The sequence below is a fragment of the Rhodanobacter sp. FW510-R10 genome, assembly GCF_058781105.1.
On sequence record NZ_JBYSWL010000001.1, the window covers coordinates 2,877,735 to 2,890,929 of the forward strand.

A 13,195-nucleotide genomic window follows, 5' to 3' on the forward strand; every position below is an offset into this window, starting at 1 on the left:
CGGCATGGCGGCGCGCCCACCGCAGTGGCGCCGTCAGCCGTTGGTCTCGCCAACCAGGATCGGTGTCTTCGCCACGGCGGATACGCCGAGCATGTTGACGAAGACGCCCCGTCGCAACGAGGCAGGCTACTCCCCAAGCGGGATTGCGCTGCCGGCAACCCCGCCAGCGCGGCGGCAAGGGTAACACGTCAGCGCCGTGGACTGACTGCTGCGCGTACCGCGGCACGAAGCGGCGCCCGTTCGCCGCTACAATAGCGGGTTCGCATTTTGGCCAGCCGCTCGCATGTCTCCGCAAGAACACCAGCAGGAAACCCTGCGTCGTCGCACGTTCGCCATCATCAGCCATCCGGACGCCGGCAAGACCACGCTGACCGAAAAGCTGCTGTTGTTCGGCGGCGCGATCCAGATGGCCGGCGCGGTAAAGAGCCGCAAGACCGCCCGCCACGCCACCTCCGACTGGATGGCGCTGGAAAAGGAGCGCGGCATCTCGGTCACCTCCTCAGTGATGCAGTTCCCCTACGCCGGCAAGATCGTCAACTTGCTGGATACGCCGGGACACGCTGATTTCTCCGAGGACACCTACCGCGTGCTGACCGCGGTGGATTCAGCGCTGATGGTCATCGACTGCGCCAAGGGCGTGGAGGAGCGCACGATCAAGCTGATGGAGGTGTGCCGCCTGCGCGACACACCCATCATGAGCTTCATCAACAAGCTCGACCGCGAAGGCCGCCCGCCGATCGAGCTGCTGGATGAGGTGGAATCCGTCCTCGGCATCGCCTGCGCTCCAGTCACCTGGCCAATCGGCATGGGCAAGCGCCTGAAAGGCGTGTACCACCTGTTGCGCGACGAGGTGCACGTCTTCGAGCCAGGCAAGGGCCTGACGCGGCACGCGGCGACCGTTTTCGAGGGGCTGGATGCGCCCGGCCTGGAGCAGTGCATCGGCGGCGACGCCATGCGCGAGCTGCGCGAGGAACTGGAGCTGGTGCAGGGCGCGGCGCCCGCGTTCGACGTCGCCGAATATCTCGCCGGCCGGCAGACGCCGGTGTTCTTCGGCTCGGCCGTGAACAATTTCGGCGTGCAGCTGCTGCTGGACTTCTTCGTCGAGCACGCGCCGTCCCCCCGCCCACGGCCGACCCTCACGCGCCTGGTGAAGCCCGAGGAGGCCGATCTCACCGGCTTCGTTTTCAAGATCCAGGCCAACATGGATCCGGCACATCGTGACCGGGTCGCCTTCATGCGCGTGTGCTCGGGCACCTACCGCGACGGCATGAAGCTCCACCAGGCACGCACCGGCAAGGACCTACGCATTGCCAACGCGCTCACCTTCATGGCCTCTGATCGCGAAATCGTCGATGTGGCCTATCCCGGCGACGTCATCGGCTTGCACAACCACGGCACCATCGGCATCGGCGACACGTTCAGCGAAGGCGAGCCGCTGCATTTCACCGGCATTCCGAACTTCTCTCCCGAGCTGTTCCGTCGCGCGCAACTACGTGACCCGCTGAAAGCCAAGGCGCTGCACAAGGGCCTGGCCCAGCTTTCCGAGGAAGGCGCCACGCAGTTCTTCCGCCCGCTGATGAACAACGACCTGATCCTCGGCGCGGTCGGCGTGCTGCAGTTCGAGGTCGTCGCCTATCGGCTCAAGGACGAATACAACGTCGATGCCAGCTTCGTGCCGGTCGGGGTCAGCACCGCGCGCTGGGTCGAGTGCGACGATGCCAGGACGCTCGAGGAGTTCCGCGAACGCAACGCCATGCACCTGGCGATCGACGGCGCCGGCAAGCTGGTCTACATCGCCCCGACCCGGGTCAACCTGCAGCTGGCGCAGGAACGCTGGCCGATGGTGCGCTTCGCCAACACCCGCGAGCACGCCACCGCCGCAACCACCGACTAGGCTGGCCCGCTTTGGCCCACGCCACGCACCCGCATGTCTCCTTATAGCGTCGCCTTCATCACCCCTATGAGCGCGCCACGCTGGGAGCGGTGGTTGCTGTACTCGCCTGTGGCGCGCATCGTGATCTTCGCCCTGGTGATGGCGGGGCTCGCCGCGGTCTTCGGCAGCATCGACCACTACACCTTCGCGCGCGGCGCACCCGTGTCGATGGCCACGCCGGTAGGCGTCGCGTCTTACCTCACCACCATGCCGCTGCCGGCCCTGCTGGCCTACCTGTTCCTGGTCCGCGGGGTAGAACGGCGGACGGTGGATGAACTCTCCCTGCGCCGCCTGCCGGCCGGCGTGCTTCTTGGCGCGCTCGGCGGCCTGGCGTTGTTCAGCACCGTGGTTGGCATGCTGTGGCTGCTGAGCAGCTACCACGTGATCGGCACCAATCCGGATGCGCATTGGCTGCTTGCCCTGTTGTCGGTCGGGCTGGGCGCAGGGATCGGCGAGGAAATCATCACCCGCGGCGTGTTGTTCCGCATCGTGGAGGAAGGCTTGGGCACCTGGTGGGCGCTGGTCATCTCGGCACTGTTCTTCGGCTTCGCCCATGGCCACAACCCTGGCGCCACTGCTTGGAGCTCGGCCGCCATCGCGATCGAGGCAGGCGTGCTGTTTGCGCTGATCTACCACCTCACCCGTTCGCTGTGGCCATGCATTGGCCTGCACGCGGCATGGAACTTTGCCCAGGGTACGATCTACGGCATCCCGGTATCGGGCACCCTCGCGGATGGCTGGCTGGTGTCCACGCGCAGCGGGCCGGACTGGCTCAGCGGCGGCGCATTTGGCGCCGAGGCTTCGGTGGTGGCGCTGCTGATCTGCTCGACGCTGTCCCTGCTCTTGCTGACCGCTATCCTGCGTCGCCGCTCGATCGTGCCGCCGGCATGGCATCACCGCGCCGCGGACTCGGCTTGAACGCGCGCATCTCGTCGGTTTCGAAGTCATCCACCGAAATGAATTCGAACACCGCCCCGTGCACGCGCGCCAGCAGTGCCACCTCGCTCGCATCGAGCACGCCCGCCTGTTCGGCCGCGGCGAGCTGGCCGGCGTAGTCATGGGCGGTGACCTGGCCTGACTTCAGCGCCTTGCCCAGCTTGCGATCCACCGGCTCAGCCTGGATCACTTGCGGCAACAAGGCGTGCATCCGCCCTATGGTGTTGTTTGCCGTCGGCGTGAGATACATCCACTCCAGCAGGCGGTCGCGCGCCTCGCTGGGTGCGGTGATCAAGGCCGCGACGCGCCGGCCCAGGCGATCGGACGGCGGCACCTCCCGGCGCCCCAGCGGAAACACCAGGAAACGCAACAGCAGCGATACCGGGCGCAGCGGGAAATTGCGGATCGCCCCATCCAGCGCCATCTGCATGTTCCACACGCAGTGGTGGAACGCCCAAGCCAGCAGCGGGCGATCCGCCTCCGGCCGGCCGGTGTCCTCATAGCGTTTCAGCATCGCACTGGCGATATACAGGTAACTGAGCACGTCGCCAAGGCGGGCCGACAGCTTTTCCTTGAACTTCAGCTTGCCGCCGAGGACGCCCATGAACACATCGGCGCACAGGGCCAGGGCTGCCGAAAAGCGGTTGAGCTTCCGGTAATAGCGGCGGGTATAGGCATCGCCGGCGCTCTCGCCCAGGCGTGAGCCGCTGAGCTCGAGCACGAAGCTGCGCACGGCGTTGGAAATGCCGAAGCCGACATGCTCAAACAACAGGCGGTCGAACACCCGAAGCCGCTCATCGCGATCGGCGATGGAGAGCGCCTGCATTTCCTTGAGCACGTAGGGATGGCAGCGGATCGCCCCTTGGCCGAAGATCATCAGGCTGCGCGTCATGATGTTCGCACCTTCCACGGTCAGCGCAATCGGCACGCCTTCCCAGGCGCGGCCCGCATAGTTGCTCGGCCCAAGCTGGACGCCCTTGCCGCCAAGCACATCCATGGCATGGCCTGCCACGATGCGGCCCCACTCGGTGGCGTGGTACTTCGCGATCGCCGAGGTGACCGCCGGCTTCTCGCCGTTGTCCACCGCGGCGGCCGTGGCGCGCGACAGCGCAGCTGTGGCATAGGTCAGGCCCCCAATGCGCGCCAGCGCCTCCTCGACCCCCTCGAAACGCGCGATGGCCAAGCCGAACTGCTTGCGCATGCGCGCATAGGCACCCACCGCGGCCACTGCCGCGCGCACCCCGCCCGTCGCGTTTGACGGCAGGGAAATCGCGCGCCCAACCGAGAGCACCTCCACCAGCATGCGCCAGCCATGCCCGGCCATCTGCGGGCCGCCGATCAGCACCGACAACGGCGCGAAAATATCCTTGCCGCGGATCGGTCCGTTCTGGAACGGTATGTTCAGCGGGAAATGGCGGCGCCCGATCTCCAACCCCGGTGTCGAACGCGGCAGTAGCGCGAGTGTGATGCCCAGGTCTTCGGCACCGCCCAGCAGATGCTCCGGGTCGTACATGCGGAAGGCCAGGCCGATCACCGTGGCGATGGGCGCCAAAGTGATGTAACGCTTGTCGAACGTGAGGCGGATGCCCAACGTATCGATCCCATCCAGTTCCTGCCGGCATACGATGCCGTAATCGGGAAGCGACGTGGCGTCGGAACCCGCGTATGGACCGGTAAGCGCAAAGCACGGGATCTCCTCGCCGGACGCGAGCCGAGGCAGGTAATGGTCCTTCTGCCCCTCGCTGCCATAATGCAGCAGCAGCTCAGCCGGTCCGAGCGAATTCGGTACCGCTACCGTGGACGACACGGTCGCCGATATCGAAGCGAGCTTCTGCAATACCGCCGAATGCGCCAGCGCCGAGAACTCCAGACCGCCGTAGCGCTTGGGGATGATCATGCCAAAGAACTTGTGCTGCCGAATGAAGGCCCACACCTCCGGCGGCAGGTCGGCCAGCTCGTGCGTGATTTGCCAGTCATCGAGCATCCCGCACAACTCTTCCACCGGGCCGTCCAGGAACGCCTGCTCCTCCACGCTAAGCATCGGCTTGGGCTGGCGCAGCAATTGGTGCCAGTCGGGCCTGCCGGAAAACAGCTCGCCCTCGAAGCCGACCGTACCGGCCTCCAGCGCGGTCTGCTCGGTTGCCGACAAGCTGGGCGTCACCTTGGCGAAGAGCTTGAGCAGCGGTGCGCTGATCTCGCGGCGGCGGAAGTCCGTGAGCAGCAGCGGCACCCCGATCGCAGCTTCAATCAGCAGCAGGATCACGAGCGTCCACGGCGCACCGAACACGATCCCGGCCACAAGCGTGGTCACCACCACCACGATGAACCAGGGGCGCAGGCCGGCGCGGTGATAGGCACATACGCCGCTGGCAACCAGCGCAGCCAGCACGGTCAAGATCACGGACATCCGCCACACCTCACGTCGGTCGAGTGTCGTCGGCGTCCATATGCCGTCCGCCGACCATCCACACGCTCGCGGCGAGGACACGCCGGCGCGGCTGGGCGATAGCCTCGGCCGGGGCGGCGCGGCACATTGTGGTCGCGAACTGCGTGCATGGCCCATCCTCGCACGCGTCCGCCACGACTTCCAGCGCCAGCTCAGGCCCCGGAGGAAGACGGGAAAGGGAGGCGAGGTGCAGCCATCGAGCGCCGTAAGCCGCTACCGACACCAGGGTAGCGGGAGCCACGAACCCGGGGTGCAGCCCGGGTTTTGCGATTGCAAAACCACGGTGCTCGGATACCATGCCGCTATGGAAGACAGCAGCAAATCCGAGCGCACGCGCCTGTCTGCCAAAGATTGGGAAGTAGCCGCGTTGGAAGCCATTGCCGAACATGGCGTCAGTGCCTTGGCGGTGGAAACGCTGGCGCGCAAGCTTGGGGTCACGAAGGGCAGCTTCTACTGGCACTTTCGCAATCGCGAGGCACTGCTCGTCGCAGCCCTCGCGCGTTGGGAACGCGAGGGCGAGGCAGAGATCATCGCGCCCATCGAACGCATCGCCGACCCACGGCAGCGCCTGCCTGAACTCTTCCGCCGTGTCGCCCGTCAATTGCGGACCCATCGCGTGTATGCGGCCCTGCTCAAGGCCCTGGACGACCCGCACGTCGTGGCCGCGATGGCGCGCGCTTCGCAACGCCGCATGCAGTTCCTGACTGCCATCTATCGCGAAGCGGGCCTCGCGCCGCCCGAGGCGTTGAACCGCGCCCGCCTGACCTACGCGGCCTACGTCGGCTTCCTGCAGCTCAATTTCACCCTGGGGCTGCCGCACCTGAGCCAGGACGAATTCGACGCCTACGTCGCGCACATGCTGGCCGCACTCACTCCCGAATGAGTGCCCGCACTTGGGGCATCGAAGCGGTGCAGGCCTGTTGCTGGCGACCTTGCAATGGCTCCCGCTGCAAACTACCGTTCCACTCTTTAGCCAGCCTGGGACAAGGAGCCGCATGATGTCGAGCAAACTGGAAGCGCTGAACGCCTGGGTCGGGGAAGCTGCCGCGCTTACCAAACCCGATGCGGTGCATTGGTGCGATGGCTCGGAGGCCGAGTACGCTGCGCTGATTGCCGACATGCTCCAGTCCGGCACGCTCATCGAGTTGAACCAAGCGACTCATCCCGGTTGCTACCTGCACCGTTCCAACCCCGCCGACGTGGCTCGGGTCGAGCGGCTAACGCTGGTGTGCCATCCACGTGAAGCTGACGCGGGCCCGAACAACCACTGGATGGCTCCAGCCGCCGCGCACGCGAAGATCGATGCGATGTTCTCCGGCTGCATGCGCGGACGCACGATGTACGTGATCCCTTATTGCATGGGACCCATCGACTCGCCGCTTGCCCGCTGCGGCGTGGAAATCACGGATAGTCCGTACGTGGTGGCCAACATGCGCATCATGACGCGCATGGGCGCCGCGGCGCTGGCGCGCATCGAGCGCGACGGCAGCTTCATCAAGGGCTTGCACTCGATCGGCGAGCTCGACCCCGAACGGCGCTGGATCATGCACTTCCCGGCGGAGCTGTCGATCAAGTCGTTCGGCTCGGGCTACGGCGGCAACGCCTTGCTCGGCAAGAAGTGCCATGCGCTGCGCATCGCCAGCAACCAGGGGCATACGGAAGGCTGGCTCGCCGAACATATGCTGATCGTCGGCATCGAAAATCCCCAGGGCGAAATCCGCTACATCGCAGCGGCGTTTCCCTCGGCTTGCGGCAAGACCAACCTCTCGATGCTGATTCCGCCGGAGGGCTACCGACGGGACGGCTGGAAGGTCTGGACCGTGGGCGACGACATTTGCTGGATGCACCCGGGCGAGGACGGACGCCTGTATGCCATCAATCCGGAAGCTGGCTTTTTCGGCGTCGCACCGGGCACCAATCGCAAGACCAACCCGAACGCGCTGCAAACCATCAGCCACGACACCATTTACACCAACGTGGCGGTCACCGCCGACAACCAGCCGTGGTGGGAAGGCTTGCCGGGCACGCCGGTCACTGACTGGCAAGGCCGCCCCTATGACCCGGCCAATGGTCCGGCGGCGCACCCGAACTCGCGTTTCACCGCCAGCGTGCGGCAATGCCCCACCTGGAGCAGCGCGACCGAGGCGCCGCAAGGGGTGCCGATCAGCGCCATCGTGTTTGGCGGGCGACGCGCGAACCTGCAGCCACTCGTGGTACAGGCCCGTGACTGGACCCACGGGGTCTTGATGGGCGCGATGATGGGCTCGGAAACGACCGCGGCGGCAGCCGGCGCCGTCGGCGTGTTGCGTCGCGACTCGATGGCCATGAAGCCGTTTTGTGGTTATCACTACGGCGACTACTTTGCCCATTGGCTGGACTTCGACCGGCCAACCGCCAAGCTGCCGGCAATCTTCCAGGTCAACTGGTTTCGCAAGGATGTGGACGGCAAGTTTCTTTGGCCCGGATTCGGCGACAACCTGCGCGTGCTCGAATGGATGCTCAAACGGGTGGAAGGGAGTGCTACCGGCAAGGCCACGCCCATCGGTACGGTACCAGCCGCTGGCGAGCTGAACCTGGCTGGGCTCGACCTGAAACCGAGCCAGCTCGACACCTTGCTGGCGGTTGACCAGGCAGGGTGGCAAACCGAAATTGCCGACGTCGAAACCTACCTTGAGACCTTTGCGCCCCGACTGCCGGCAGCACTGCGGCGTGAGCGCGAGCGCATCGCCCGGGCCCTGGCTGCAAACGCCTGAACGCCATACCCGAGAAGCCGCGCCCGCCCACGTAGGACCCGTTCCCGGATCCTTGTCAGCTGGGTGGCGTGTGCCGCGGCGAAACGCGGCGCGCCTCGCGAGCGCCTGATCTCAGCGCTGCAGGTCCTGGTGATATTGGACGTAAGGGGTGCGCGACTGATCTGGCCCAGGACCCACCGGGCTGTTCGCCGGGGCGCCACCGGAGGACCACAAGTTTTGCGCGCCGACGCTCAGCTCGCCGCGCCACGGCAAGCGCCAGGTCACGCCCAGGTCAATGCTGCTCCAGCGCCGCGCAGTCAGCGGACTGCCAGGAATGGCAACCTGCGGCTGAATGGTGCGCTCTACCAGTGCGCCGCTGAGAGGGCCGTGATCGACCCCGAAGCTGAGCGTGCTTTGATCCAGCGTATTTACCCCAAGCCCATTGCCCGGCAGCAGCTGGATGCGGCCGGTGCTGGCGCCGAGATCAATCCCGGTATTGCCGCCCAACTGCAGGCGGCCGCGTGCACGCACATGCAAATCGTTGTCGAAGCTGGACAAGCCGTCCACGCCCGGCGCCAGTCGCGGCAAAATACGCGGCAGCGCCAGGTTTGACTTGGCCGCGCTGTTGGTACCCACGCTCAGCCCGACCATGTAGGGACCCACGTTGTAGCTGGCGCCCAATTCCGTACCGGTCAGCAGCGACAGGCGGTCGAGCGACCGACCGTGCGTAACCTCAGCCTGCGCGTGCAACCTTGGAGTCAGGGAATACTGCACGCCAGCGGCGTAGACCGTGGCAGGAGTCGGCGCGCGCAGTGACAGCGGGGCACGGATCGAGGCGTTGACGTCGGTGCCATCACGACGCGTACCGGGCGCGAGCAAGGAACCACCCACCCCCCGCCACGATGCCACGGTAAACTCGGACCCGGCACTGGCAGCCTGGCCGGCCAGCGGCGCAGCCAGCCACGACGACGCACCCGCGCTAATGTTCGCGGACTGCGCAGCCGCCATGAACGGCAGCGAAAACAACGCGACGATGGAGAACGAGCGTGACATGCGCGTGCAAACGATCCTTACGCCAGGATGAACGGACATACTTAGTGTAGCCGGTTTTACGTTTTGCTAACACCACCCGTTGCCGCCAAGATCGCGGGCCACGGCTGATCCCGGGTAAATGCCTATTCACACGCACAGACTCTCCGCGCAACAGCGAGTTCCGCGGGTCGCTGGCGCCCTACACCAGCACGATATACAGTCGGCCGGCAGCCCGACAGCGCCTATGAAACCAACCTACCCCGAGCCCGATCCACCGCTGAACGTCTCGCCAAGCGCGCACCGTGCCAGCGCACGGGCCAGCACCCTGACGGCACCACGCCAGTGGCAGATGCTGAACGAATTGTTTCTCGCCACGGACGCAGCCGGGGTGCTGCGCACCTGCAGCCGCATGCTGCGTCAGCTGGGTATTTGCGGCCAGGTGCAGTGGGCCAAGGGTAGCGAATCTGGCAACGCAGCAGACATGGGCCAGGTGACGATGGCCGAGGATGCGCGCCTTCCTGGCAAGCTCGTCTTCGTCGCCGATACCACCCGGATGGCCGAACAGGCGCGCAGCAACGACACCTTTTCCTGGATCGGCCAGTTGGCCGGCATCCGCCTGCACCAGTTGGTCGCGCACGAAGGGGCCAGAGCCCATGACGGGGGAGTGCCGGCGGAGCAAAGCCTGCAACCGGTGCTGTACGCGATCAGCGCGCAGATCGCCACCGACCAGCCGATCCCGACCCAGCTTGGCGCCATGCACAACCTCATCAAAGGGGTTATGGATGCCGATAATTTCTACGTGGTCCTGTATGACGCCGGCGCCGACTGCGTACGCTTCCCATACTACGTCGACAACACCGCCCGAAACCCGCCGGCGCTCAATGAGGACCTCCCGGCCAGCGAAGCGCTGCCGTGGATCGCTCGCAAGCTGCTGCGCAGCGGTGAGCCGATGACCGGTTCCAGGGCCGACGGCCCCACAGCCGACGGTGCATTGGGCTACGCCCCCGGCCCAAGTTACGAACACTGGCTCGGCGTGCCCCTGCTGCGCGACGGCAGCGTCGTCGGCGCCGTGGTGACGCTGAGCTATCGGCCGGAAATCCGTTATGCGCAGCGAGAGATCGAGCTTTTGACCTACGTGGCGCAGCACGTGCAGGCCACGCTGGAGCGCTTCACGGCACGCCAGGAATTGAGCCGCCGGGTAGCTGAACGCACCATGGCGCTGCGGGAAACCAATCGCATCCTGCGCCAGCAGGTGCTGCAACGTCAGCGCGGCGAGCGCCTGCAAGCCGCATTGTTCCGCATCGCCGAACTGGCCGACAGCCCGGACTCGCCGGAAACGTTCTACGTCGCCATGCACCAGGTCATCAGCGGACTGTTGTATGCGCGCAACATCCACCTGTCCCTGCTCGATGACGAGTCTGGCGCGCTCACCTTCCCGTACTTCGTCGACCAAAACGAGAGCCGCCCGCAGACCCAGGCCCACGAGCGTGGCTTGAGCGAATACGTGCTGCGCCATGGCACACCGTTGCTGGTCACCCCTGCCGGGGTCGAGCGCCTGCGCGAACAAGGCGAAATCAGCCAGATCAATACGCGTTTCGTCTCCTGGCTGGGCATACCGCTGGCGTTCGGGGAAAAGCCGGTCGGCGTGCTGGCCCTGCAGAGCTACTCGGAGCGCCACGTGTACACCGAGATGGACCAGGAGTTGCTCACCTTCGTCGGCTTCCATATTGCCAACGCCTTGCAGCGCAGGTACGCCGCCGCATCGCTGAAACAGGCCTATGCGGGGCTGGAGCGCCGGGTCACCGAGCGCACCCGGGCGCTGGCCCTCGCCAATAACGACCTACGGGCACAAATCGTCGAACGCGAGCGCATCGAGCGTCGGCTGAAGTACGAGACGCTTCACGACTCCTTGACCGGGTTGCCGAACCGCAGCCTGCTGCTGCAGCGCCTGGACGATGCCATGGCGCGCTACCTGCTGAACCGCAAGGACCAGTTCGCAGTGCTGTTCATCGACCTGGACCGCTTCAAGGTGATCAACGACTCGGTTGGCCACCTGGTTGGCGACGACCTGCTGTTCCAGGTGGGCGGCCGCATCCGCGCCTGCCTGAAGACCCGGGACATGGTTGCGCGCCTCGGCGGCGACGAATTCGCTGTCCTGCTCGACGGCATCGACGTCGCCGAAGACGCCCGGGTAGTGGCCGAACGCATCATCCGCGAATTGCAGGTGCCGTTCCAGCTCGGGCTAAAGGAAATCTTCACCTCGGCTTCCATCGGCATCGCGCTGCCCGGCAAGCACTATCAGCAGCCGGAAGAACTGTTGCGCGACGCCGACGCTGCCATGTATAGCGCCAAGGATGCCGGCCGCCATCGCTGCGCCCTGTTCGACGACCACCTGCGCCATCAGGCACTGTCCCTGTTGGATATGGAAAACGACCTGCGCCATGGCTTGTCGCGCGGCGAGTTCGAGCCGTTCTACCAGCCCATCGTCGAGCTCGACACCGGCCTGGTGGTCGGCTATGAAGCCTTGCTGCGCTGGCACCATCCGGAACGCGGGCTCCTCCCACCCGGTGATTTCCTGCCCATTGCCGAGGAAAGCGGTTGTGCGGAAACCATCGACTGGCAGATCTTCGAGCAGGTCTGCAGACAAGGCGGACGCCTGATCAGTGGCGACGGGTTCATCAGCATCAATGTCTCCGGCCGGCACTTCCGCTCGGTCGACTTCGACCAGCGCCTGCTGACGCTGTTCGAGCGCTGCCACGTGCCTGCACGCTGCATACGCGTGGAAGTGACCGAACACGCGCTGCTGGAAAACTCCGAACAGGTGAAGAAGATCCTGCGCAACCTGCGCCAACATGGTGTCGGGATCGTGCTCGACGACTTCGGTACCGGCTACTCCTCGCTCAGCTACCTGCACCAGTATCCGTTTGAGACGCTCAAGATCGACCGCTCCTTCATCACCGAACTGCCGATGGATGACGGCGAGACCCAGGGCCTTGCCCTGGTGCGTACCATCCAGGTGCTGGCCGACTCGCTCAACATGCGCGTGGTGGCCGAAGGCATTGAATGTGAATCACAACGCCGCGCCCTGCTCGGCATCGGCTGCCGCTTCGGTCAGGGCTTCCTGTTCGCCAAGGGCGAGCAGGTCGCGGAGTGGCAGTCGCGACCCTCGCCTTTCCACTTGCCGTGAATCCCGACGACCACGCCCACGTTCACTGCGGCAGCGATGTTGCAGGCGCTGCGGCGCTGCCGCTGAGCAGGTGTTCGGCATCGATGCGATCGAAGGTATAGACCCGCGCGCAAAACTCGCAGGTCACCTCCACCTCGTCGCCATGCGCAGCCAGCGCCGCTTCAACCTCATCGCGGCCCAGGGCACGCAGCATGGCGCTGACCCGCTCGCGACTGCAGCTGCACCCAAAGCGCAGCGGGCGCGAGGGAAACAGGCGTACGCCCTCCTCGTGGTACAGGCGGTACAACAATTGTTCCGGCGGCGTGTCCAGCAATTCCCGTGCAGCCAGGGTGGCGGTCAACTGCAGTACACGCGGCCAGGCGTCGGCGTCATCGATCCCATCATGGCCGCCCGTACCAGGCAGGCGTTGCAGCATCAACCCGGCCGCGTGCTTGCCATCGGCCGCCAATACGATGCGCGCCGGCAATTGTTCCGACTGCGCGAAGTAGTTCTCCAGCACCGCGGCCAGTCCTGCGTGCGGCAGGTCGACCAGGCCCTGGTAGCGTTGCCCGCGATCCACGTTGCCGATGGTGATCGCCATGCGGCCATCGGGCAGGTCGTTGAGCGCCAATGGCTCGGGCAGCCCAGCAGACCACCGTGCCAGGCCGCGCAGCCGCCCGCTATCGTCGCATTCGGCAAACAACAGGCGCAGTGCAGCGCTGCTCTTGACCTCGAGCGAGAGCGCGCCGACGAGCTTGATGTTGCCCGTCAACATGGCGCTGGCGGCCAGTGCTTCGCCCAGCAAGTCGCGCAAGGCCGGCGGATACGCGGCACGGCCGGCAACCTCTTGCCAGCTTGGGCCGAGCTGCACGAGGGTGCCGTTCACGCCGGCGCGTTCCAGGACAAAGCGCTGCAATTGGTCTGTGTGGATTGCATTCATCGGGGCCTCA

At 65.7% G+C, this 13,195-nt stretch carries 8 protein-coding genes; 5 read left to right on the forward strand and 3 right to left on the reverse strand.

Going from position 1 to position 13,195, the window contains the following annotated elements; genetic code table 11:
* Positions 1-283: 283 nt before the first annotated feature.
* Positions 284-1,894, forward strand: a complete 1,611-nt coding sequence (locus AC3WJB_RS12600) for a peptide chain release factor 3 (RefSeq protein WP_492682032.1) — start codon at positions 284-286, stop codon at positions 1,892-1,894.
* A gap of 33 nt (positions 1,895-1,927) precedes the next feature.
* Positions 1,928-2,851, forward strand: coding sequence for a CPBP family intramembrane glutamic endopeptidase (locus tag AC3WJB_RS12605; protein WP_492682034.1), 924 nt, complete (start codon positions 1,928-1,930; stop codon positions 2,849-2,851).
* On the opposite strand, the gene AC3WJB_RS12610 is transcribed toward AC3WJB_RS12605, so the two are convergent.
* Positions 2,787-5,276 carry an acyl-CoA dehydrogenase gene (locus AC3WJB_RS12610; RefSeq protein WP_492682036.1) on the reverse strand — a complete coding sequence of 830 codons (2,490 nt, stop codon included), beginning with the start codon at positions 5,274-5,276 and terminating at the stop codon, positions 2,787-2,789. The two genes, AC3WJB_RS12605 and AC3WJB_RS12610, sit on opposite strands and share 65 nt — an antisense overlap.
* Before the next feature lie 343 nt (positions 5,277-5,619).
* On the opposite strand from AC3WJB_RS12610, the gene AC3WJB_RS12615 reads away from it, so the two are divergent.
* Positions 5,620-6,198, forward strand: a complete 579-nt coding sequence (locus AC3WJB_RS12615; protein ID WP_492682038.1) for a TetR/AcrR family transcriptional regulator — start codon at positions 5,620-5,622, stop codon at positions 6,196-6,198.
* A gap of 115 nt (positions 6,199-6,313) precedes the next feature.
* Positions 6,314-8,068, forward strand: a complete 1,755-nt coding sequence (locus AC3WJB_RS12620; protein WP_492682040.1) for a phosphoenolpyruvate carboxykinase (GTP) — start codon at positions 6,314-6,316, stop codon at positions 8,066-8,068.
* Positions 8,069-8,179: 111 nt separating this feature from the next.
* Here the strand turns inward: AC3WJB_RS12620 and AC3WJB_RS12625 are convergent, their stop codons facing one another.
* On the reverse strand, positions 8,180-9,100 hold the full coding sequence (locus AC3WJB_RS12625) for a hypothetical protein (protein ID WP_492682042.1): 921 nt from the start codon (positions 9,098-9,100) through the stop codon (positions 8,180-8,182).
* 328 nt (positions 9,101-9,428) lie between these two features.
* On the opposite strand from AC3WJB_RS12625, the gene AC3WJB_RS12630 reads away from it, so the two are divergent.
* Entirely contained in the window at positions 9,429-12,266 is a 2,838-nt protein-coding gene (locus AC3WJB_RS12630; RefSeq protein ID WP_492683200.1) for a bifunctional diguanylate cyclase/phosphodiesterase, read from the forward strand.
* Positions 12,267-12,288: 22 nt separating this feature from the next.
* Here the strand turns inward: AC3WJB_RS12630 and hslO are convergent, their stop codons facing one another.
* Complete coding sequence (gene hslO / locus AC3WJB_RS12635; protein ID WP_492682044.1) at positions 12,289-13,185, reverse strand: Hsp33 family molecular chaperone HslO; 897 nt, start codon at positions 13,183-13,185, stop codon at positions 12,289-12,291.
* Positions 13,186-13,195: the final 10 nt, after the last annotated feature.